Here is a 17,522-nt window from a genome sequence, read left to right as displayed (position 1 = left end):
CCGCGCCTTACTCTTACTCGATGATGTTATTGTCCGGGTCTTTGACTTCCTGTTTCATGGCGTCCGTCACTTCGATTCCATAGTCAGCCGCAACCTTCGTGTTCAAGATCAGATCGAGTTTATCCGGCTTCGTGATTTCCATGTCCCCCGGATTCTTGCCGTTTTTCAGGATCTCTACGGCCATCTGGCCCACTTGATATCCATGATCGTAGTACTTGAATCCAACCGTTGCAAAAGCTCCCTTTTCCACCGTATCGCGGTCACTGGAAAAGAACGGAATTTTATTCTTTTGTGCGGTCTGAATAATTGTCTCGACTCCACTTACCACGGTATTATCCAGTGTGATATAAAAGGCATCCACTTTACCGACTAGCGATTCCGCTGCTTGCTTCACTTCCGAAGTATTGGTAACAGCAGCTTTCACAAGCTCGATTCCATGCTCCGAAAGTACCTCTTCTGCCGTGTTTGCCATAACAACCGCATTTGCTTCTCCTTCATCTAAGACCAAACCAATCCTCTTAACATTTGGAAAATGAGTATTTACAAAATTCATCAATTGTTTGGTTGCTTCCGGGTTCGTGTCAGATGCCCCGGTGATGTTGCCCCCTGGTTTCTTCAAATCGCTGACCAGCTTCGCATCGAGCGGATCTGTTACAGCTGCGAACAAGACCGGCTTCTCCTTCACGTTCTGCGCCACAGCCTGTGCCGAATCGGTTGCAATCGCGATCACCAGATCCGATTTTGTATCCTTCAGCTTCTGTCCAATCGAGAGGTTGTTCGCCGGGTCACCTTGTGCATTGTTGTAATCAATCTTCAGCGTTTTGTCATCCTCCGAGATGCCGGCTTCCTTCAGTGCTGCCAGAATACCCTCCCGTGTTGCATCCAGAGATGGATGCTCTACGATCTGCGATATCGCAATGCTGTACTCTTTCTTCTCTGCATCTCCGCCGCTACCCGTTTGGGTCGTGCCGCCTTCCTGCTTGTCCCCGCACCCAACAGCCGTAACCAGCAATGCGGACAGTGTAAGTGATAACCACATTTTTCTCTTCATCATGATTCCCCTCTCATTTGTTAACCACTTTGCCTTGCAAACCATAATTTTCTACATAAAGCGACAACGCTTCCCCGCTTTCATAGACGAAAGCATTAAAGTCAAAAAATAGGTCGTTCCAATTGAACAACGGTCTATTATGAACATTTTATATGTACCCAATTGTATTCGTCAATCAGGATTTTCAAGAGAATGATCCTTTACACAAAAGAACATCCCCGGACAACAACAACCCCGGGGATGTCAGCCAAGCATGATATGTTCTTATATAGAAGATAAATTCTCCGAGTCTACAGAATCGAGCGCCCCTGCATTGTGGCTAACCAAGCTTCTGCCATGAGCGCATGACCTGCCGGCGATGGGTGTACACCATCCGGTGCCCAGTAACTCATCTCCATCTTCGAACTCGCTGCTGCAAAAATCCCATCCAGCGGAACGTATAAGGTTTCAAACTCACGTGATAATTCGCGAACGGCTTGAATTTTGGGATCCAGATCCTCACGCCATTCCTTCTTTGCTTCTGTAACAGGCAGCAAGAACGGCTCCATCAGAATGAAATTCGCACCGGTTAATTCGCGGGTTTGGATAAGAAGCTCCCGGTACCCTTCATAATAGGCCTCCACGGAGGTTGCTTCGCCCTGATTATACTTCCTGCCCGTTTCATTGATGCCGACCAATATGGATACCCATGTTGGATCAAGGCCAATGCAGTCTTCCTCCCAGCGGCCCCGCAGATCGACAACCCGGTTCCCGCTAATCCCGCGATTCAGAAAACGCAGCCTTTTCAGAGGAGACTCCATGCCTAACCGGGCAGCAGCCATGAGTGCATATCCATGCCCCAAACTGTCCGACTCCTCGTAATTTCGACCGCAATCGGTAATACTGTCGCCTTGAAACAATACGAGTGCATTATGCTCGATATGTACCATGCTGTTTAACGCCTCCATTTTAATGAAAGTGTTCTCCTGCTCACCCCTTCATCATAACCGCTTTCATTCGCTCTTGGAACCCCAAAATTCACATTTCATGGCAAACTTTCTATACATTTAAGTTGACTATGTGAAATGAATTCACTACAATTCTATAAGGTATACGTATGGCTGAATATATAAAAAGAACAGGTGATTAAATCATGTCAGAACAACAGAATTATCAGATCCTTCTCTATTATAAATTTGTTCAGATACCGGACCCTGAAGTCTTCAAAGATGAACATCTGCAGTATTGCAAGGACCTTGGGCTTAAGGGACGTATTCTTGTTGCCTCCGAGGGCATCAATGGGACAGTCTCCGGTACGATTGAACAGACGGAACAATATATGCAGGATATGCATGCCAACCCGTTATTTGCGGATATGGTGTTCAAGATCGACCCATCCGAAGGACATGCCTTCAAGAAAATGTTCGTCCGTCACCGCGAAGAGCTCGTGACCTTCCGCGTGGAGGACGAGCTCGACCCTAACATGATCAGCGGAGCCCGCTTATCGCCTCAGCAATTCTACGAGCAATTGCAGCGCGATGATATCATTGTGATCGATGGACGTAATGACTATGAATATGATATCGGTCATTTCCGTAATGCGATTCGTCCAGAGGTTCAGTCCTTCCGGGAGTTTCCGGATTGGATTCGGGAGAATCTGAGCGAACACAAGGACAAAACGATTTTGACTTACTGTACCGGGGGCATTCGCTGTGAGAAGCTGACCGGCTTCATGCTTAAGGAAGGCTTCAAGGATGTTGCCCAGCTCGATGGCGGGATTGTCACCTACGGCAAAGATCCTGAAGTGCAAGGTCGTCTGTTCGACGGAAAATGCTACGTGTTTGACGAGCGCATCTCCGTGCCGATCAATCAGACGGACGAGGACATTATTGTCGGTAAATGCCACCACTGCGGTAAGCCTGAAGACCGGTACATTAACTGTGATAATGATGCCTGCCATCTTCAGCATGTATGCTGCGAAGAGTGTGAAGAGCTGCATCATAGCTGCTGCTCGACCGAGTGTGAGGAGATTGTGGCTGCAAGCCATAACGCTTCCTGATTATAAGTAACCTGAAGAAATAACAAGCGACCGTCCCTAACAATTGCGAGGGACGGTCGCTTATTTATTTAGAACATTTATCATTTTAGCGACATTGTCAATTCCATCACTAAATAAATCAAGAACAACGTGGATGCAATACCATTTATGGATTTATAAAACCCGGATTTATTCTTATACAAGCTTCTAACTTTAGTCACATCTAATTCTTTTCTCAACGAGAAAAGTATTGTAGGCATTGCGCGCGAAAAACCATACAAAAAGCCGAAAAGCAGCCCAACGGTTGGATCTTTAAAAAGACCAATATAGATGTACAGTATATAGAAGGTCATAAATGGTAAATACGTAAAGATCCCCGCTCCCAGAATGCTTCCCCATACCCACATATTTCGAACCGGAGGTCCATTAACCCATGATGCCGGGATTTGCCATTTCCGCTGTGGGACTTTTAAGTTTAAAATTTTAAAATCATGCAGAATGTATAATCCGACTAATACGATCATGAATATCATTTTTAGAATGTACGGCAACCATGAGAAAACGACAAATAATAATAAAGTATACAAAAATCCTGATAGCGCGCCCGAAAGGGACGAAGCCATCAAATAGTTAGCCCAGCACTTCATTCTTGTTTTTAAAGTCTTCTCACCGAGAAGACTGACCTCGAAGGTCACATTTAGCCCTCAATTTGTGCTTACTTTAGTTACGCCTGCTGTGCAAGCCAGGAATAACAATATGATGAATTCAACATATTCCAAGCCTAATTCCCCCTAATTATCTTATCGTTACGGCACATCCACAATCCGATGTATATGGTCGAGTGGAGTCGTTACCGCTTAATGTACAATCACAACAAGCTATGGAACCCCAAGAATAACCTAGGCACCAGCAGCCTGTCGATTCGTAACCATGCGCATAAGAGACTTTATAGCCCGTTGGACATTTGCTTGATTGTGAACTTGAACACCCTGGACAAGCTTTCCGGTTAGGAAAATTACAAGTCGCAGATTGATCGTATCCCCAAATTTGGCACCACGAGGAAGATCCATCCGCAAAAACCGGACGTGCCGAGAAAGAAACGAATGAAAGGAAAGCAGTCGAAAGAACTGTTTTTAAGAACGTTGATCGTGAAACTTTTCGTTCCAAGTTCTCAGCCATAACCTTAGTAAACCTATCAACCGATTCAAGCCATTTAATCATTTATTTTACCGTCCTTTCAGGGAGATTTGTTTCTTCAACTAACACAGATTCACCTTCAAGTGCCGATATTAAACCATGGATGTGTTCGATACCGTTGCATAATCCTTTTCCTTTGACTGTCCCATTCTCGTCTATAACAAATGCAAACGGTGTAACTCTAACCTGGCAGGATGCTAGTATCTCTCTTTCTTCATCTAATAATAGTTCGCCAATCAATGATTTATCCGCTAAAAGTTTGGAAAACGACGTCTTGTCCCCGAGCCCTACAATAACAAAGTTGATTTTTTCATTATATTTCATATAAGCTTTATTCCATTCGGGAATTAATTCCTGGCAAGGTTTGCAACCAGGCGAGATAAAAGCAATCAATGTCGGTTTATGAAAAAATGAATCGATCGGTATTCTTTCATTTGAAAAATACGATTTTGCTGAAAATTCAGGCAGCTTGCTCCCAATCGATACACCGTCTCGAGTAATGGCCTCACGTGTGCCCAAGTACACGGAACCAAATTGTCTATAAAGAAGAAATAATGAGAACAACATGAATAACACAACGATCCACAAGAGCACATTAGAATAAAATAATATGTCCATAAACCCTCCCGTTAGGCTTTTAATAGCTTCATGTTTTTCTTATAATCATTCCATATTTTCTGCGAAAGAAAGTAGATAAAGACTATAACTACACCTAATACCAATGATGCTGCTGAGTATATAGAATGTTGAGACCATGTTACTCCTATTGCCAAAACATTCAATACGATTAAGGCACCATTACGGTACAACGAAAAAATATCCACTTGGCTTTCCAAGAAGTTTCCGAAACATGAGCATGTAACGGATCGTTTTGACTTGATAACCATGATATCCGCGATAAGAAAACTGACCAGCAGCAACAAAGTCATCATAAAGCCGTAGAAGGAACTGCTGTGAAATATAATCAAAATTGAAGCAAACAGTTCGATGACAGGCAGGGTATAACCATACATGACAGATAATTTCCTTGGAACGACTCTATACTCGATGACGCCATCGACGAATTTTTTTATGTTGACAAGCTTTGGTACCGAGGATATTAAAAAAATCAAGAAAAATACAACTTTTAATATGCTGCCCGCTAGCTCTAACATAAATATAGTTCCCTTCGATTTTATTGATCTTTAGGTTCTTTACTCGAAATCCCTTCTTTAAATTCTTTCACAGCGGAGCCTAGCGATCTTCCCATTGACGGTAAATTCTTCGCCCCAAATACGACAAGGCCAAGAATCAACAATAGAATAATGCCTGGGACGCCGATTTGATTAAACATAACCTCTCCCCTTTCAGTTCTTCCGTTTATTTTCTAAAAAAGCGCACAATGCTAGCCCAATTTCGAAAATAGAGATTAATAAAATCATGGCAGTAATATCCGAAATAAAGTCAGGTGGAGTTAAAACAACAGCAGTTATACAAAAGATGGGATATAAAAATTTACGAAATTTCTTAATGGTAGTCGGGGATATGATTCCTAGATGAGTTAAAAAAACCATAAATGCGGGGATTTCCAGTATTAATCCGGTCAATAAACAGATCATAAATACAAACTGAAAGTAATCGGAGAAGTTATACATCGTATTCATACTCAGATCCTCGGTAACACCCAGAAAAAATGAAAACAAAAATGGTGTCAAGAAGTAATAGCCAATAAGCACTCCAAGAAAAAAGAGTATAGATACGATAATTGAGAACACTATAAAGCCTTTTGTGATATTCTTGCTAATTGCCGGCTTAATAAAAAGAAACAATTGCATAATTAAGATTGGAAATGATAAACACACGCTTTGAAGGAGCATCGTTTTAGCATAGATAGAAACAGATTCCGTGACTTTAAAAACATTTAGTTCAATTTCGTGAGAAATTGCTGACGATTGCAACAAATTCACAACATAAGGCGATGTAAAATACGTAATGATTAAACTCGTTAAAAATGCAGCTACGAAATAAAGTAATCTCTTTCGAAGCTCATAAAAATGTTCAATAAATTTCTTAGAATCGTTATCATAAATACGAGGTTCTTCAATAGCGCTTATCTTTTCAATTTCATTTAACATTTTCTCTCCCAAGTATTACGAGTAATAGTATTCGGATTGCTAAAGACGAAACGCCGACGGAATTTGACTTAGTCTCCCTCCTTCCAGCATGTCATTTCAATATCCTTTAAAATATCCAAATAAAAGAAATATAGTCCAAATATTTACTTGGTATATCAATTATAGTTATATTAATAATCCTTTCAAATAGGACCATTAGCTCAAAAAGTATGATTGCCTAAATATGAAATTGAAATACAAACTCTGATCGGTAGACTATGCTTGATAATGTGAATATATAGTTGTATAATAAGATTCCAAAATTAGTTATTTGAGGCTGGCTAGGTTACTGGTGTTCCTCTAGGTCTTCAAAACCTTTTGGGAGATTATTGGATCTCCGGTGGGTTCGATTCCCACACAGTCTCGCCATTAACTCATTCACAATGTCCATTTTCGGATCTCTTTTACTCTTTTGGTAAATTGTAAGAGGTCCAGAAGTTCGAGAAACTTAACTAGATTTTTTCTTGGTATACTTAAGATTTCCCTTGCATCTTGCAGAGAAAATGGCTGTTTTTTTGTTGCGTGATATAGTAATTTAAATTGATCATCAAAAGTTTCATAATGAATAAGTTGTTTATCGCCTATTGGATAACCCAGTTTTTTCGTAATCATGAAATGATATGATTCATGTTCAAATCGACTATGGACATTTTCACTTCTGCAGTATTCCCCCCATTCCTTCACCTCCATCCGATCATGCTTTAAATTGTCTAAAACTCTGTCAAATTTCGACACAAGTTCTTTCGGGATATGAGGCTCAAAATCTGTCAAATAAATGATGTGCTGCTCCCTTGCAATGGTTCTCTTTTCTATTTCCTTGTTTATAACCGCCTCAATTAGTTTTTTAGGAAAATTTCTTTCCAAAATTTGAATGCACTCTGCTTTGCTTATCCCGATTCGGAAAGGATTTAATTCATGGTATTTGTGCACTTCAAACTTTACCTGGGATCCTGCATCATTATAAACTTCCTTAGAAGTGAAAAAACCAGGCTCGATTTCAACAATTTGATCGCTGTCTATCATCCCATTTAATATCTCGTTGATCTGATCAGAGCTAATTGACAACGATTTACTTATTTCATTTTTATCCAAACATTTTTTTGTTGATAATACATCTAATACTCTTTCTTCCGAACTTGCTTCTCTTTGTTGCAATAACCTCTGAATCGTTTCTTCACCAAATCGATATTTTTCACCGGCCGTACCAATAACCCATCCACCACCGATGGTTTCTGAAGGTGAAGGGCGTCTTATAATAAAACGATCGCCGCGTTTAACGACAATCGGATTCGTTAATCGAATTTGACACAAAACTTCAGAGCCTTCGCGTAATTCATTACGATCGAAGAATACAATGTATCCCGAGGATTCGGTTGTTCCACAATAAAAATGGATGGGGGTACGTTGTTTTACAGGATATTGAAGGTGATTTACTGAGTTAAGTGACACATCCACCATCGTACTTAGTGTGAAATTGGTTGATGTTACGATAACATCGCCCCTCTTTATTTTGCTTTGTTTAAGTGCACCACCAATATTGATGGCTACTCGCTGACCTGCCGAAGCTTTATCTTTAGAACAGTTATGTATTTGAACTTCCTTTGCCTTTACTGAGCATTGTTGTGGCAATACGATTAACGTATCCCCTTTATTAACAACCCCTTCGTATATCGTCCCTCTTACAACGACTCCATGACCGTGAATGGTAAACACCTGGTCAATCGGTAATCTTAAAGCTCCATTAGAAATTCGTTGCGGGATTTCTATCAACTTCTCATGTAGCGATAGCTTAAGTTCATCAATCCCTGTTTTTCTTATATTATCCACAAACAACGTTTCAACTTCTTCAAAAATGGAGCCTTTTACGACCTTATTTATATCTTCTACAACCATATTCAGAAATTCAGGTTCTACCCTATCAATTTTCGTGACAACAATAAGACCATTCACGATCCCTAACAGCGTTAGAATTTCAATATGCTCTCTCGTCTGGGGCATTACCCCTTCATCTGCGGCAACGACTAGGATGACAAGGTCTATCCCTGCGACCCCCGCAATCATTTTCTTTATGAATTTTTCATGTCCCGGTACATCGATAATGGATGCTTCTATACCATATAATGAGAATTGAGCATAACCTAACTCAATGGAGATGTTTCTTTCCTTTTCTACTTTCAAACGGTCGGTATCAATATTCGTTAAAGCCTTCGTTAATGAAGTCTTACCATGGTTAATATGACCAGCGATTCCAATCGTATAATACATAGTTTGATCTCCAATGCTATTCAATAGTTTTAAATCATACGGGTTCCAAAGATCTCGTTTAATCCTTGCGCAACAATCACAATTTCGTCCGCCTGTATCGTCCTAGCATCTAGAAGAAGGGCATTCTTATGAATTCGAGCAATGATCGGAGGATCATGCTTTCGTAGTTCTCTTTCCAACCACTGTACATCGAATCGATCGGAATGAACCGCGACAACAAAAGATGGCAATTTTACATCAGGCATCGAACCGCCACCGATCTCAGAGTAATCTGGAATGATTTTAGCATATGGTTTATAGTCGTCTAACAGTAGGTCACAAAGCTCCTCTGCCTTTTTCTTAATTTCTTGTGGCGTAAGCAGGATATCTCTAAGTGTAGGTAATTCTTCTACCAACTTTTTTTCATCAAGATACAATAATAGCGTGGATTCTAGAGCAGCAAGAGTTAACTTATCCGGTCGCAAAGCTCTGATGAGCGGATTTTTCTTTAAGGTATTGATTAAATCACGTCTACCAATAATAATGCCGGCTTGAGGTCCTCCTAACAATTTATCGCCGCTAAAGCTGATCAAATCTACTTTCTTGTTGACGATCTCTTTAATAAACGGCTCGTTGCCGATTTTGTGTTTTTTTAAATCGTATAATACACCGCTGCCAAGATCCTCATACACCGGAATATGATGCTTCTGTCCAAGCATGACGAGGTCTTCAGTCAATACAGAATGTGTATATCCGTTCATTACAAAATTGCTCTTGTGGACCTTAAGTAACATAGCCGTATTCTCATTGATTGCTCGCTCATAGTCATGCGTATATGTGCGGTTAGTCGTACCAACTTCGTTAAGAATAGCCCCGCTTTCCTTCATGATGTCAGAAATACGAAATGATCCTCCGATCTCAACAATTTCACCTCGGGATACAATAACCTCCTTTTCTGAAGCTATTGCCTTGAGTATAAGAAATACAGCGGATGCATTATTATTCACAACCAAGGCTGCCTCTGCACCCGTCAAAGTCGTAATAAGTTGTTCGACGATATCATGTCTGGATCCGCGCTTTCCTGTTTCAAGATTATATTCTAAATTCGAGTATCTTCCGGCTATTTTTGTTAGATGCTGATTAACCGCATTCGGAAGTACAGAACGTCCTAGATTGGTATGCAAAACAACGCCAGTGGCATTAATGACTGGAACCATATTGGGTTTTAAACGCTTCCGAATAAAATCTACAAGATCGTTTAGCAATTGATCCTCCGAGATGGATGTCAACTGTCCAGAGACGATTTCGCTTCTAACTTCTTCAAGATACTTTTTTATTAATATGGTGATATAGTCGGATGATACAGCATGATTTTCTACTATATTTTTTATAATGGGATGATTTAATTGGCTGGCAACAGAGGGAATAGAACGAAAGATCATATATTTCTCCTTGGTTTTAGTATAGGAATACTTAATTACATCAATTTATAGTATATATTGTAGGAAGGGAATCTTATGGTTTAATTATTACTTGATGTAAATTATAGTAATAATTAAATTTATTCTCACAATTTATTCCTTTTGAATCAAAGTATAATCATACTTTTTATATCAAGCAACTGCTTATCTTAAAAATCTACATAATTTTCAAGATGGAATATTGCTACACTATTTCGAATTTCATTATGATGCAATATGTAAAAATCCCTTTCTGCCAACAAGTGTTAAGTCATCGTTTCAGATGTACTTTTCAACATTTGTGTGCAAAAAGGGATGATATCAACATGTATTTAATTGTTTCTAGCGATTAAATATCATGGAAAACAGCCAGTTCAGCCTCGATAGCAGCTTTGATCTTCTCGACGCATTCTTCCGTCGTTGCCGCAAATACACGGTTTCCATTCACCATTGCATATGGACGCAGCTTGCACAGACCGCAAAGATTCATGCAATCCGCCCGCAGGACCGCGATTTCGGGATACAATTCCTCAAGATGCTCAAGTTCCAAAGCACTCATCAAGTTGCTGTCGCATATTTCCACAACAACAATTCCCATCCCCATCTTCATCACCACAATTCGATTTGACAATACGTTCATTTATTATGAGGAATAGACCCGGTTTTGTCAAATCGAACGAACACTGCGGCATTTAATGAATGAGCGACTCCGCACCATCGATATAGATTTCCGTGCCGGTGATGTGCGAGGAATCAGCGGATGCCAGAAAAGCCACCAGTTGGGCCACTTGCGCAGGTTGTCCCGGACCATCTGCCAAAGGCTGGTCCCCTTCCGGATATTCAATCGGGATGGTCACTTCGTCCAGCTCCGGCTTGGCAATCGTGCTCTGATCAATGTTGGTTGCGATTGCACCCGGACAGATCGCGTTTACCCGGATTTTATAACGTGCAAGCTCCAGAGCCGCCATTTTCATAAAAGCAACCTGACCTGCCTTTGTTGTGCTGTATGCAGAGAAACCAAAGCCGGTAAACACCCGATTTCCGTTGATGGAGCTGGTTATGATAATGCTGCCCCCCGCTTCTTTTAAGTAGGGAATCGCATATTTCACCGTAGCGAAGGTTCCTCTTAAATTGGTGTTAATGGTTGCATCCCATTCGTCCAGCTCCATGATTTCGATCGGGGCCTTCGTTCCGTTTATTCCTGCGTTTGCGAACACGATATCGATCTTGCCCCACTTATCAACCGCTTCGCTGAAGCAATCCTTCAGCGATTCAGCATGGGAGATATCGCAGTTGCCCGTTATGGCTTCGCCGCCGCCTTGTTCAATGGTGTTCTTCACCTTCTCTACGCGTTCACGATCGATATCGATCAACAGCAGCTTAGCTCCCTGCTCCGCCAACAGAAGGGCTGAGGCCTGGCCGATTCCGGAACCCGCACCGGTAACGATGGCTACTTTGCCATCCAAACGTTGATTCGTTGACATTGCCACAACCTCCTTGTTCAGTTACATGATTATACATAACCCAAGGAGTCCAGCTCTGAATCTTGCCTGACCAATGCTGTCATACAATTTACTATCAAATCTTGTTCTTCCGCAGCTTAAAGCTGGAATACCGCTGGTTTCACGCATACCGGCTTCGATTGACTGACTGTATACCCTGTGAAGGCAAGCTTTCCATCTTCCGGATCTACATTAAATAACACCAGATTGTTCCCGTCCCTGTTGGCAACCACCATAAACTTGCCCCCCGGCATCAGCGTAAAATGGCGAGGATGGCCGCCCTCCGTGGATATATATTGAACCGGGCTTAAATAGCCGGTATCTTCATGTACGGAGAACACAACGATACTGTCATGTCCGCGATTAGATCCATACACCGTTTTGCCGTCCTCAGACACAACAATCTCAGCGCAATAGCTTTCCCCGTCAAAATCCACAGGCAATGTTGATATCGTCTCCAGAACAGCCAAGCGTCCTTCGTCCTGGATGTAACGAAGCACCGTTACGCTTGAATTCAGTTCATTAATGACATAAGCATAAGCTCCGCTTGGATGGAATGCCAGATGGCGGGGTCCTGCCCCCTCTTCAAGCTGGGTCTCACCGTGGAAGCTCAACTCGTTGGTATCCGGATTAATTGTATAAGACAGAATCTTGTCCAATCCCAAGTCCTGCACAAACACATATTTACCATCCGGACTGTAAAATGCCGAGTGCGCTCTGGCTTGCTGAGCTTCACGCACAGGCACGAGATCCGAATGTTTCTTCTCATCCAGCAGCTCACCGGCTAGACTTTCCTCATCGATAGAAAGAAGACCTACCAAGCCCCCATGATAACTTGAAACGATCAGATACTTACTTGATTCGTCGCGCTGTATATGACAAGTCGAGCTGCTGACACTGCGAACGCGATTCCGTTCGATCAGCTTGCCGGCAGCAGGATCAATCTCAAAACTGACAACCTCGCCTGCCTTGCCTCCCTGCTCTGCCATTTCGCCAATGGCATATAAGCGTCTGTTATCCGCGTCCACGTTGAGGAATGTCGGATTCTTAATGCCGGAGACCTCATCGAGCAGCTTCAGCTCGCCGCTGTCCTCATTAAATTCATATATACATACACCGCTTTGATCCTCTTCCGCATAAGCACCTGTAAACAGCAGCGTACGCTGTGATCGGTTAGCCATATTACTGTATCTCTCCTCTCGTTTATCGATAACTCTATATCGTATGTAGAGATCTTTCAGTTACCATGTTAACTTCAAGCCATATGAAAATCAAATGGCTTGTCTTTAATGCCTGTTTGTCTTTTGGCATTCCGGGTATGTATGTATTATACGGACAAAAAGGAGGTATTCCCATGAAGCAACCAAGCAGTGAAGAAGTGCGCAATCATCAGGACACAAAGAACGACTCGCAGGAACAACGAGACAAGGTGAAGAAGCGGCAGGATGTGGAGCCTCAGGCTGAGAATTGGAATCCCCGGGATCTCCCCAAGCCAGACGATAAACAGCAATCTAAATCCTGATAGATCATATAAGAAGGCCGCATGGGAATGTCCATGCGGCCTTCTTATTATGCAAGTCTCTCTTCTCTTGGATAATTATCCTTCCAGAAGCAGTGACTCCGGATCTTCAAGAAGCTCTTTAATCGTTACCAGGAAGCGAACCGCTTCGGATCCGTCAACGATTCGGTGATCGTAAGACAATGCGATGTACATCATAGGGCGGTTCTCCATGCGCTCAGCATCGATGGCTACTGGACGAAGCTGGATCTTGTGCATGCCGAGAATACCCACCTGAGGGGTATTCAGGATCGGTGTAGACAGCAGCGAGCCGAAGACGCCGCCGTTCGTAATCGTAAATGTTCCGCCTTGAAGTTCAGACAAGGACAGCGCATTATTGCGAGCTTTCGCAGCCAGATTGCCGATTTCCTTCTCAATCTCGGCGAAGCCCAGGCGATCCGCATCGCGAACGACCGGAACGACAAGTCCTTCCTTAGCGGATACCGCGATACCGATATCATAGAATTTCTTCACAACAATATCGTCGCCATCAATCTCCGCGTTAAGATGCGGGAATTTCTTCAGCGCGCCCACAACCGCTTTGGTGAAGAAGGACATGAAACCGAGGCCTACGTCATGCTTCTCCTGGAATGCTTGCTTACGACGCTTGCGCACATCTAGGATCGCTGTCATATCGACTTCATTGAAGGTAGTCAGCATGGCAGCTGTATGCTGCGCTTCAACCAAACGATTCGCAATCGTTTGACGGCGGCGAGACATGCGGGTACGCTCAACCGGTTTGCCATACTCAGCAGCCGGAGCTGATGCTGCCGGTGCTGGCGTTGAAGCTGCAGGCTTGCTAGGTGCTGCAGGCTGCTTGGCTTCATTATGATTCTTCACATCATCATGGTAAATCCGACCGATCGGGTCGCGGCCCTGTACCTGGTCCAGATCAATCCCGCGCTCACGAGCCAGTTTGCGTGCGGATGGCGATGCAGTCAGGCCTGCTCCTTCCTCGCTTGGGGCCGGCACAGAAGCTTGTGGCTTAGGTGCTTCTGCAACTGGTGCTGGTGCAGCCTCCGGTTGTACAGGTGCAGGAGCTTCAGCAGCCTTCGATGCCGGTGCGCTTGCAACGCCTTCCTGTAGAGAAATTTGACCGATCACTTCCCCGATGGTCACATTCTCCCCTTCTTGACGAAGGATTTTTTCCACAACGCCTTCAGACTCTGCGCTAATTTCTAGATTAACCTTATCCGTTTCTAACTCGAGCAGAACATCACCGATGTTTACGCTATCCCCTTCTTTAACGTGCCATTTGAATATCGTTCCTTCGGTGATGGATTCGCCCATAGCTGGTACAGTAATTTCGCTCACAGCCGCTACCTCCCCAATGAGATCTGTTGATTTATAGTTTTACGATTAAGGGCAAAAGAAATGATGGTCTGTTGCTCATAAGCATGAACATCCTGATATCCGCTAGCCGGGCTCGAACGCTCAGGACGTCCGCTGTAACGGACCTCTGTGCCTTTAGGTGCAATTTCACGAATTCTCGGCTCCATGAAGCTCCAGCCGCCCATGTTCTGAGGTTCTTCCTGAACCCACAGAATCTCCTTCAGGTTCGGATATTTCTGCATAACACGGGAAATTTCCTCTTTAGGGAATGGATACAGCTGTTCCACACGAAGAACATGAATCCATGATTGGTCTTCATCCTTCTGCTTATCCAGCGCGTCCTCCAGATCGATCGCAACTTTCCCCGAGCACAGCACCAAGCGTTCGACCTTCTTCGGTGATTGGCCAAGACCAGGCTGTTCCATAACCTTCTGGAAGCCGCCTTCGCTGAATGCGTTCACCGGTGATGCCACACGCGGGTTGCGGATCAAACTCTTCGGAGCCATGACAACCAGCGGACGGGCATCTTCCGTTTCAGTCACAGACGCCTGCTTGCGAAGCAGATGGAAATACTGAGCAGCAGAAGTCAGATTCGCAACCGTCCAGTTATCTTCTCCGCTCAGCTGGAGGAAGCGTTCCAATCTTGCACTGGAGTGCTCAGGACCATTTCCTTCATATCCGTGAGGAAGCAGCATAACCATGCTGGACTTCTGTCTCCACTTCGAACGTCCAGCTGTAATGAACTGGTCAATGATAACCTGGGCACAGTTGGTGAAATCACCATATTGCGCTTCCCAGATAACCAAGGTCTCAGGAGAATATACATTGTAGCCATATTCGAATCCAACAACAGCTGCTTCTGTCAGCGGGCTGTTATGAATGGCGAACGAAGCTTTGGCTTGCGGCAAACGGTGCAGCGGGCAGAAGGTTTCTCCATTAACCGCATCGTGAAGCACAAGGTTACGGTGAGCGAACGTTGCCCGCTCCGCATCCTGTCCGGTAATCCGGATCGGCTTGCCATCCGCAAGAATCGTAGCGAAAGCCAGTGTCTCCGCATGACCCCAATCCACCTTCTCGCCTTCATCAAGGGAATTGCTGCGGCGCTCAAGGATGCGTTGAAGCTTCGGATAAACCGTAAAGCCTTCAGGCCATTGCAGAAGCTCGCGATTAATCCCGCGCAGTACCTCTGCAGATACGTTCGTTGCAGCTTCCTTCTTCGATTTGCTATCGGTCGGTTTCAATCCTAGCAGGATCTGATCCACAGGATCCTTCGACTTTACGCTCTCATAAGAATTCTTCAATACCTCTACAACACGATTCTTCAATTCGTCCACTTGCTCCTGGGTCAGAACGTTTCCATCAACCAGCTTCTTCATATAGAGCGTGCTGACGGTTGGATGATTCTTAACCTTCTGATAGATCAGCGGTTGAGTGGTTTCCGGATCGTCCGTTTCGTTATGGCCATATTTACGGTAGCCAACCAGGTCAATCAGAATGCTCTTCTTGAACTTATTCCGATAGTCGCTGGCAAGTCGGGCAACGGCAATACATGCTTCCGGATCATCTGCGTTCACGTGGATAATCGGAATTTCATATCCTTTAGCCAGGTCACTCGCATAATGGGTCGATCTGGAATCCTTGCCCTCTGTCGTAAATCCGATACGGTTGTTCACGATAATGTGAATCGATCCACCCGTACGGTATGCCGGCAGCTTGTTGAAGTTCAGGGTTTCCGGCACGATGCCTTCGCCAGGGAATGCGGAATCGCCATGGATCTGAATGCTCAGCGCTTTGTTTACGTCCTGCTTCGGATATCCCGCTTCACCGCGTTCCTCCTGAGCCGCACGTGCAAAGCCCTCCACCACCGGATTGACATATTCCAGGTGACTCGGGTTATTCGCGAGCGTAATGCGAATCTCGCGTGCTTCATCCTTCTTCAGATAGCGGTCAGCTCCCAAGTGATACTTCACGTCACCTGTCCAGCCGTAGTTAATGCCCATGGAGCCTTCGGACGGCACCAGATGTTTATTCGGGGAGTGCATGAACTCCGAGAAAATCTTGCTGTAATCCTTACCCAGCACATGAGCCAGGACGTTCAAGCGTCCACGGTGCGCCATGCCCACCAGGATCGAGTTGACGTCCACTTCAGCCATCTGACGAACAATCTCATCCAGAAGCGGTACAAGCGCTTCGTTGCCTTCAACGGAGAAGCGCTTCGCACCTACAAACGTACGGTGCAGGAACTCCTCGAATTGTTCGGCCTCCAGCAGTTTTTTCAGAAGTCCCTTGCGCTCATCAGCGCTTATGTCGGACAAGAAACGGCCGGATTCCGCTTGTTGATTAAGCCACTTGCGTTCTTCTTCATCATGCACATGACTGAATTCGTAGGCAATAGAGCCTGTATATAGTTGTAACAGCCGCTGGATTGCCTCATAGCCGTTCTTGATATCACTAGGAGCCTCCTCCCAGACGATATCTGCAGGCAGAGCTGCCAAATCCGCTTGGCTGAGTTGGTAGCTTTCTGGTTGAAGCAGACGTGTGTCGGCTTCGTTTCCAATTCCAATTGGATCAATGTCGGCGGCAAGATGACCATAGGTTCTAATGTTCCACACCAGTTTGCCGGCAGCTACCCCTTTTTTCAATAATTGCGGGTCATAGCTTACACCTTGTCCCTGCGAATCCGCTTTCTTTTCATTGTTTTCCAAAGATGGAGGCGGTCCCCAGCTGGCGAACAGCTCACGGTATCCTGGCTCCACAGATTGCGGGTCTTGCAAAAACTTCTCATACTGATCTTGAATGTACCCCAAGTTCGGACCGTGATATTTCTGCCAGGGTCCCTCTGTCATTCTGTCAAGGGTCTTCATCGCTGACTCCCTCCGTCAGATTATTTTGATTGTTCATGGACGGAAATTCTGGTTTTACATTAAATTAACGTTTTCTTACGATTACATTATAATACACTTGACCTACTTACCGAAAATACCCTTTATATATAATAATGATCTCGG

At 44.1% G+C, this 17,522-nt stretch carries 16 protein-coding genes and 1 tRNA gene; 3 read left to right on the top strand and 14 right to left on the bottom strand.

What is annotated here, in order from left to right:
- Positions 1 to 13: 13 nt before the first annotated feature.
- Positions 14 to 1,051: an ABC transporter substrate-binding protein gene (locus tag WDY75_RS12650; protein WP_006211158.1), complete on the bottom strand. Its 1,038-nt coding sequence runs from the start codon at positions 1,049 to 1,051 to the stop codon at positions 14 to 16.
- A gap of 290 nt (positions 1,052 to 1,341) precedes the next feature.
- On the bottom strand, positions 1,342 to 1,980 hold the full coding sequence (locus WDY75_RS12645; protein ID WP_006211159.1) for an SGNH/GDSL hydrolase family protein: 639 nt from the start codon (positions 1,978 to 1,980) through the stop codon (positions 1,342 to 1,344).
- Between the two features lie 203 nt (positions 1,981 to 2,183).
- Here WDY75_RS12645 and WDY75_RS12640 point away from each other — a divergent pair, with 203 nt between their 5' ends.
- Positions 2,184 to 3,089 carry a rhodanese-related sulfurtransferase gene (locus WDY75_RS12640; RefSeq protein ID WP_006211160.1) on the top strand — a complete coding sequence of 302 codons (906 nt, stop codon included), beginning with the start codon at positions 2,184 to 2,186 and terminating at the stop codon, positions 3,087 to 3,089.
- An 80-nt stretch (positions 3,090 to 3,169) separates the two neighbouring features.
- Here the strand turns inward: WDY75_RS12640 and WDY75_RS12635 are convergent, their stop codons facing one another.
- The 5 genes from WDY75_RS12635 to tatC form a co-directional block, all read right to left on the bottom strand.
- Positions 3,170 to 3,763 carry a hypothetical protein gene (locus WDY75_RS12635; protein WP_006211161.1) on the bottom strand — a complete coding sequence of 198 codons (594 nt, stop codon included), beginning with the start codon at positions 3,761 to 3,763 and terminating at the stop codon, positions 3,170 to 3,172.
- Between the two features lie 526 nt (positions 3,764 to 4,289).
- On the bottom strand, positions 4,290 to 4,883 hold the full coding sequence (locus WDY75_RS12630; protein ID WP_006211162.1) for a TlpA family protein disulfide reductase: 594 nt from the start codon (positions 4,881 to 4,883) through the stop codon (positions 4,290 to 4,292).
- A gap of 11 nt (positions 4,884 to 4,894) precedes the next feature.
- Positions 4,895 to 5,419 (bottom strand): MauE/DoxX family redox-associated membrane protein, encoded by a 525-nt coding sequence (locus WDY75_RS12625; RefSeq protein ID WP_063479975.1) that lies wholly within the window; start codon positions 5,417 to 5,419, stop codon positions 4,895 to 4,897.
- Between the two features lie 20 nt (positions 5,420 to 5,439).
- Positions 5,440 to 5,598, bottom strand: coding sequence for a twin-arginine translocase TatA/TatE family subunit (locus tag WDY75_RS12620; RefSeq protein WP_006211164.1), 159 nt, complete (start codon positions 5,596 to 5,598; stop codon positions 5,440 to 5,442).
- Between the two features lie 13 nt (positions 5,599 to 5,611).
- A complete protein-coding gene (tatC, locus tag WDY75_RS12615; protein ID WP_036642228.1) occupies positions 5,612 to 6,379 on the bottom strand; it encodes a twin-arginine translocase subunit TatC in 768 nt (255 codons plus the stop codon).
- Positions 6,380 to 6,691: 312 nt separating this feature from the next.
- Between tatC and WDY75_RS12610 the strand changes: the two genes are divergently transcribed.
- Positions 6,692 to 6,787, top strand: a tRNA-Sec gene (locus tag WDY75_RS12610).
- Between the two features lie 9 nt (positions 6,788 to 6,796).
- On the opposite strand, the gene selB is transcribed toward WDY75_RS12610, so the two are convergent.
- From selB to WDY75_RS12585, 5 genes are all read right to left on the bottom strand, one after another.
- Positions 6,797 to 8,683, bottom strand: coding sequence for a selenocysteine-specific translation elongation factor (gene selB / locus WDY75_RS12605; protein ID WP_063479976.1), 1,887 nt, complete (start codon positions 8,681 to 8,683; stop codon positions 6,797 to 6,799).
- 29 nt (positions 8,684 to 8,712) lie between these two features.
- Positions 8,713 to 10,104 (bottom strand): L-seryl-tRNA(Sec) selenium transferase, encoded by a 1,392-nt coding sequence (gene selA, locus WDY75_RS12600; protein ID WP_063479977.1) that lies wholly within the window; start codon positions 10,102 to 10,104, stop codon positions 8,713 to 8,715.
- A 367-nt stretch (positions 10,105 to 10,471) separates the two neighbouring features.
- On the bottom strand, positions 10,472 to 10,720 hold the full coding sequence (locus WDY75_RS12595) for a DUF1450 domain-containing protein (protein WP_006211167.1): 249 nt from the start codon (positions 10,718 to 10,720) through the stop codon (positions 10,472 to 10,474).
- A 94-nt stretch (positions 10,721 to 10,814) separates the two neighbouring features.
- Complete coding sequence (locus tag WDY75_RS12590; protein WP_063479978.1) at positions 10,815 to 11,606, bottom strand: SDR family NAD(P)-dependent oxidoreductase; 792 nt, start codon at positions 11,604 to 11,606, stop codon at positions 10,815 to 10,817.
- Between the two features lie 116 nt (positions 11,607 to 11,722).
- A complete protein-coding gene (locus tag WDY75_RS12585; protein ID WP_063479979.1) occupies positions 11,723 to 12,805 on the bottom strand; it encodes a lactonase family protein in 1,083 nt (360 codons plus the stop codon).
- A gap of 173 nt (positions 12,806 to 12,978) precedes the next feature.
- Here WDY75_RS12585 and WDY75_RS12580 point away from each other — a divergent pair, with 173 nt between their 5' ends.
- Positions 12,979 to 13,146 carry a hypothetical protein gene (locus WDY75_RS12580; RefSeq protein ID WP_006211170.1) on the top strand — a complete coding sequence of 56 codons (168 nt, stop codon included), beginning with the start codon at positions 12,979 to 12,981 and terminating at the stop codon, positions 13,144 to 13,146.
- Positions 13,147 to 13,221: 75 nt separating this feature from the next.
- On the opposite strand, the gene odhB is transcribed toward WDY75_RS12580, so the two are convergent.
- Complete coding sequence (gene odhB / locus WDY75_RS12575; RefSeq protein WP_063479980.1) at positions 13,222 to 14,496, bottom strand: 2-oxoglutarate dehydrogenase complex dihydrolipoyllysine-residue succinyltransferase; 1,275 nt, start codon at positions 14,494 to 14,496, stop codon at positions 13,222 to 13,224.
- A 5-nt stretch (positions 14,497 to 14,501) separates the two neighbouring features.
- Entirely contained in the window at positions 14,502 to 17,378 is a 2,877-nt protein-coding gene (locus WDY75_RS12570; protein ID WP_063479981.1) for a 2-oxoglutarate dehydrogenase E1 component, read from the bottom strand.
- Positions 17,379 to 17,522 lie beyond the last annotated feature (144 nt).

Source organism: Paenibacillus glucanolyticus (assembly GCF_037333485.1).
In the GTDB taxonomy this organism is placed as follows: Bacteria; Bacillota; Bacilli; order Paenibacillales; family Paenibacillaceae; genus Paenibacillus_AQ; species Paenibacillus_AQ glucanolyticus.
This window is presented reverse-complemented; position numbering and strand designations above follow the sequence as displayed.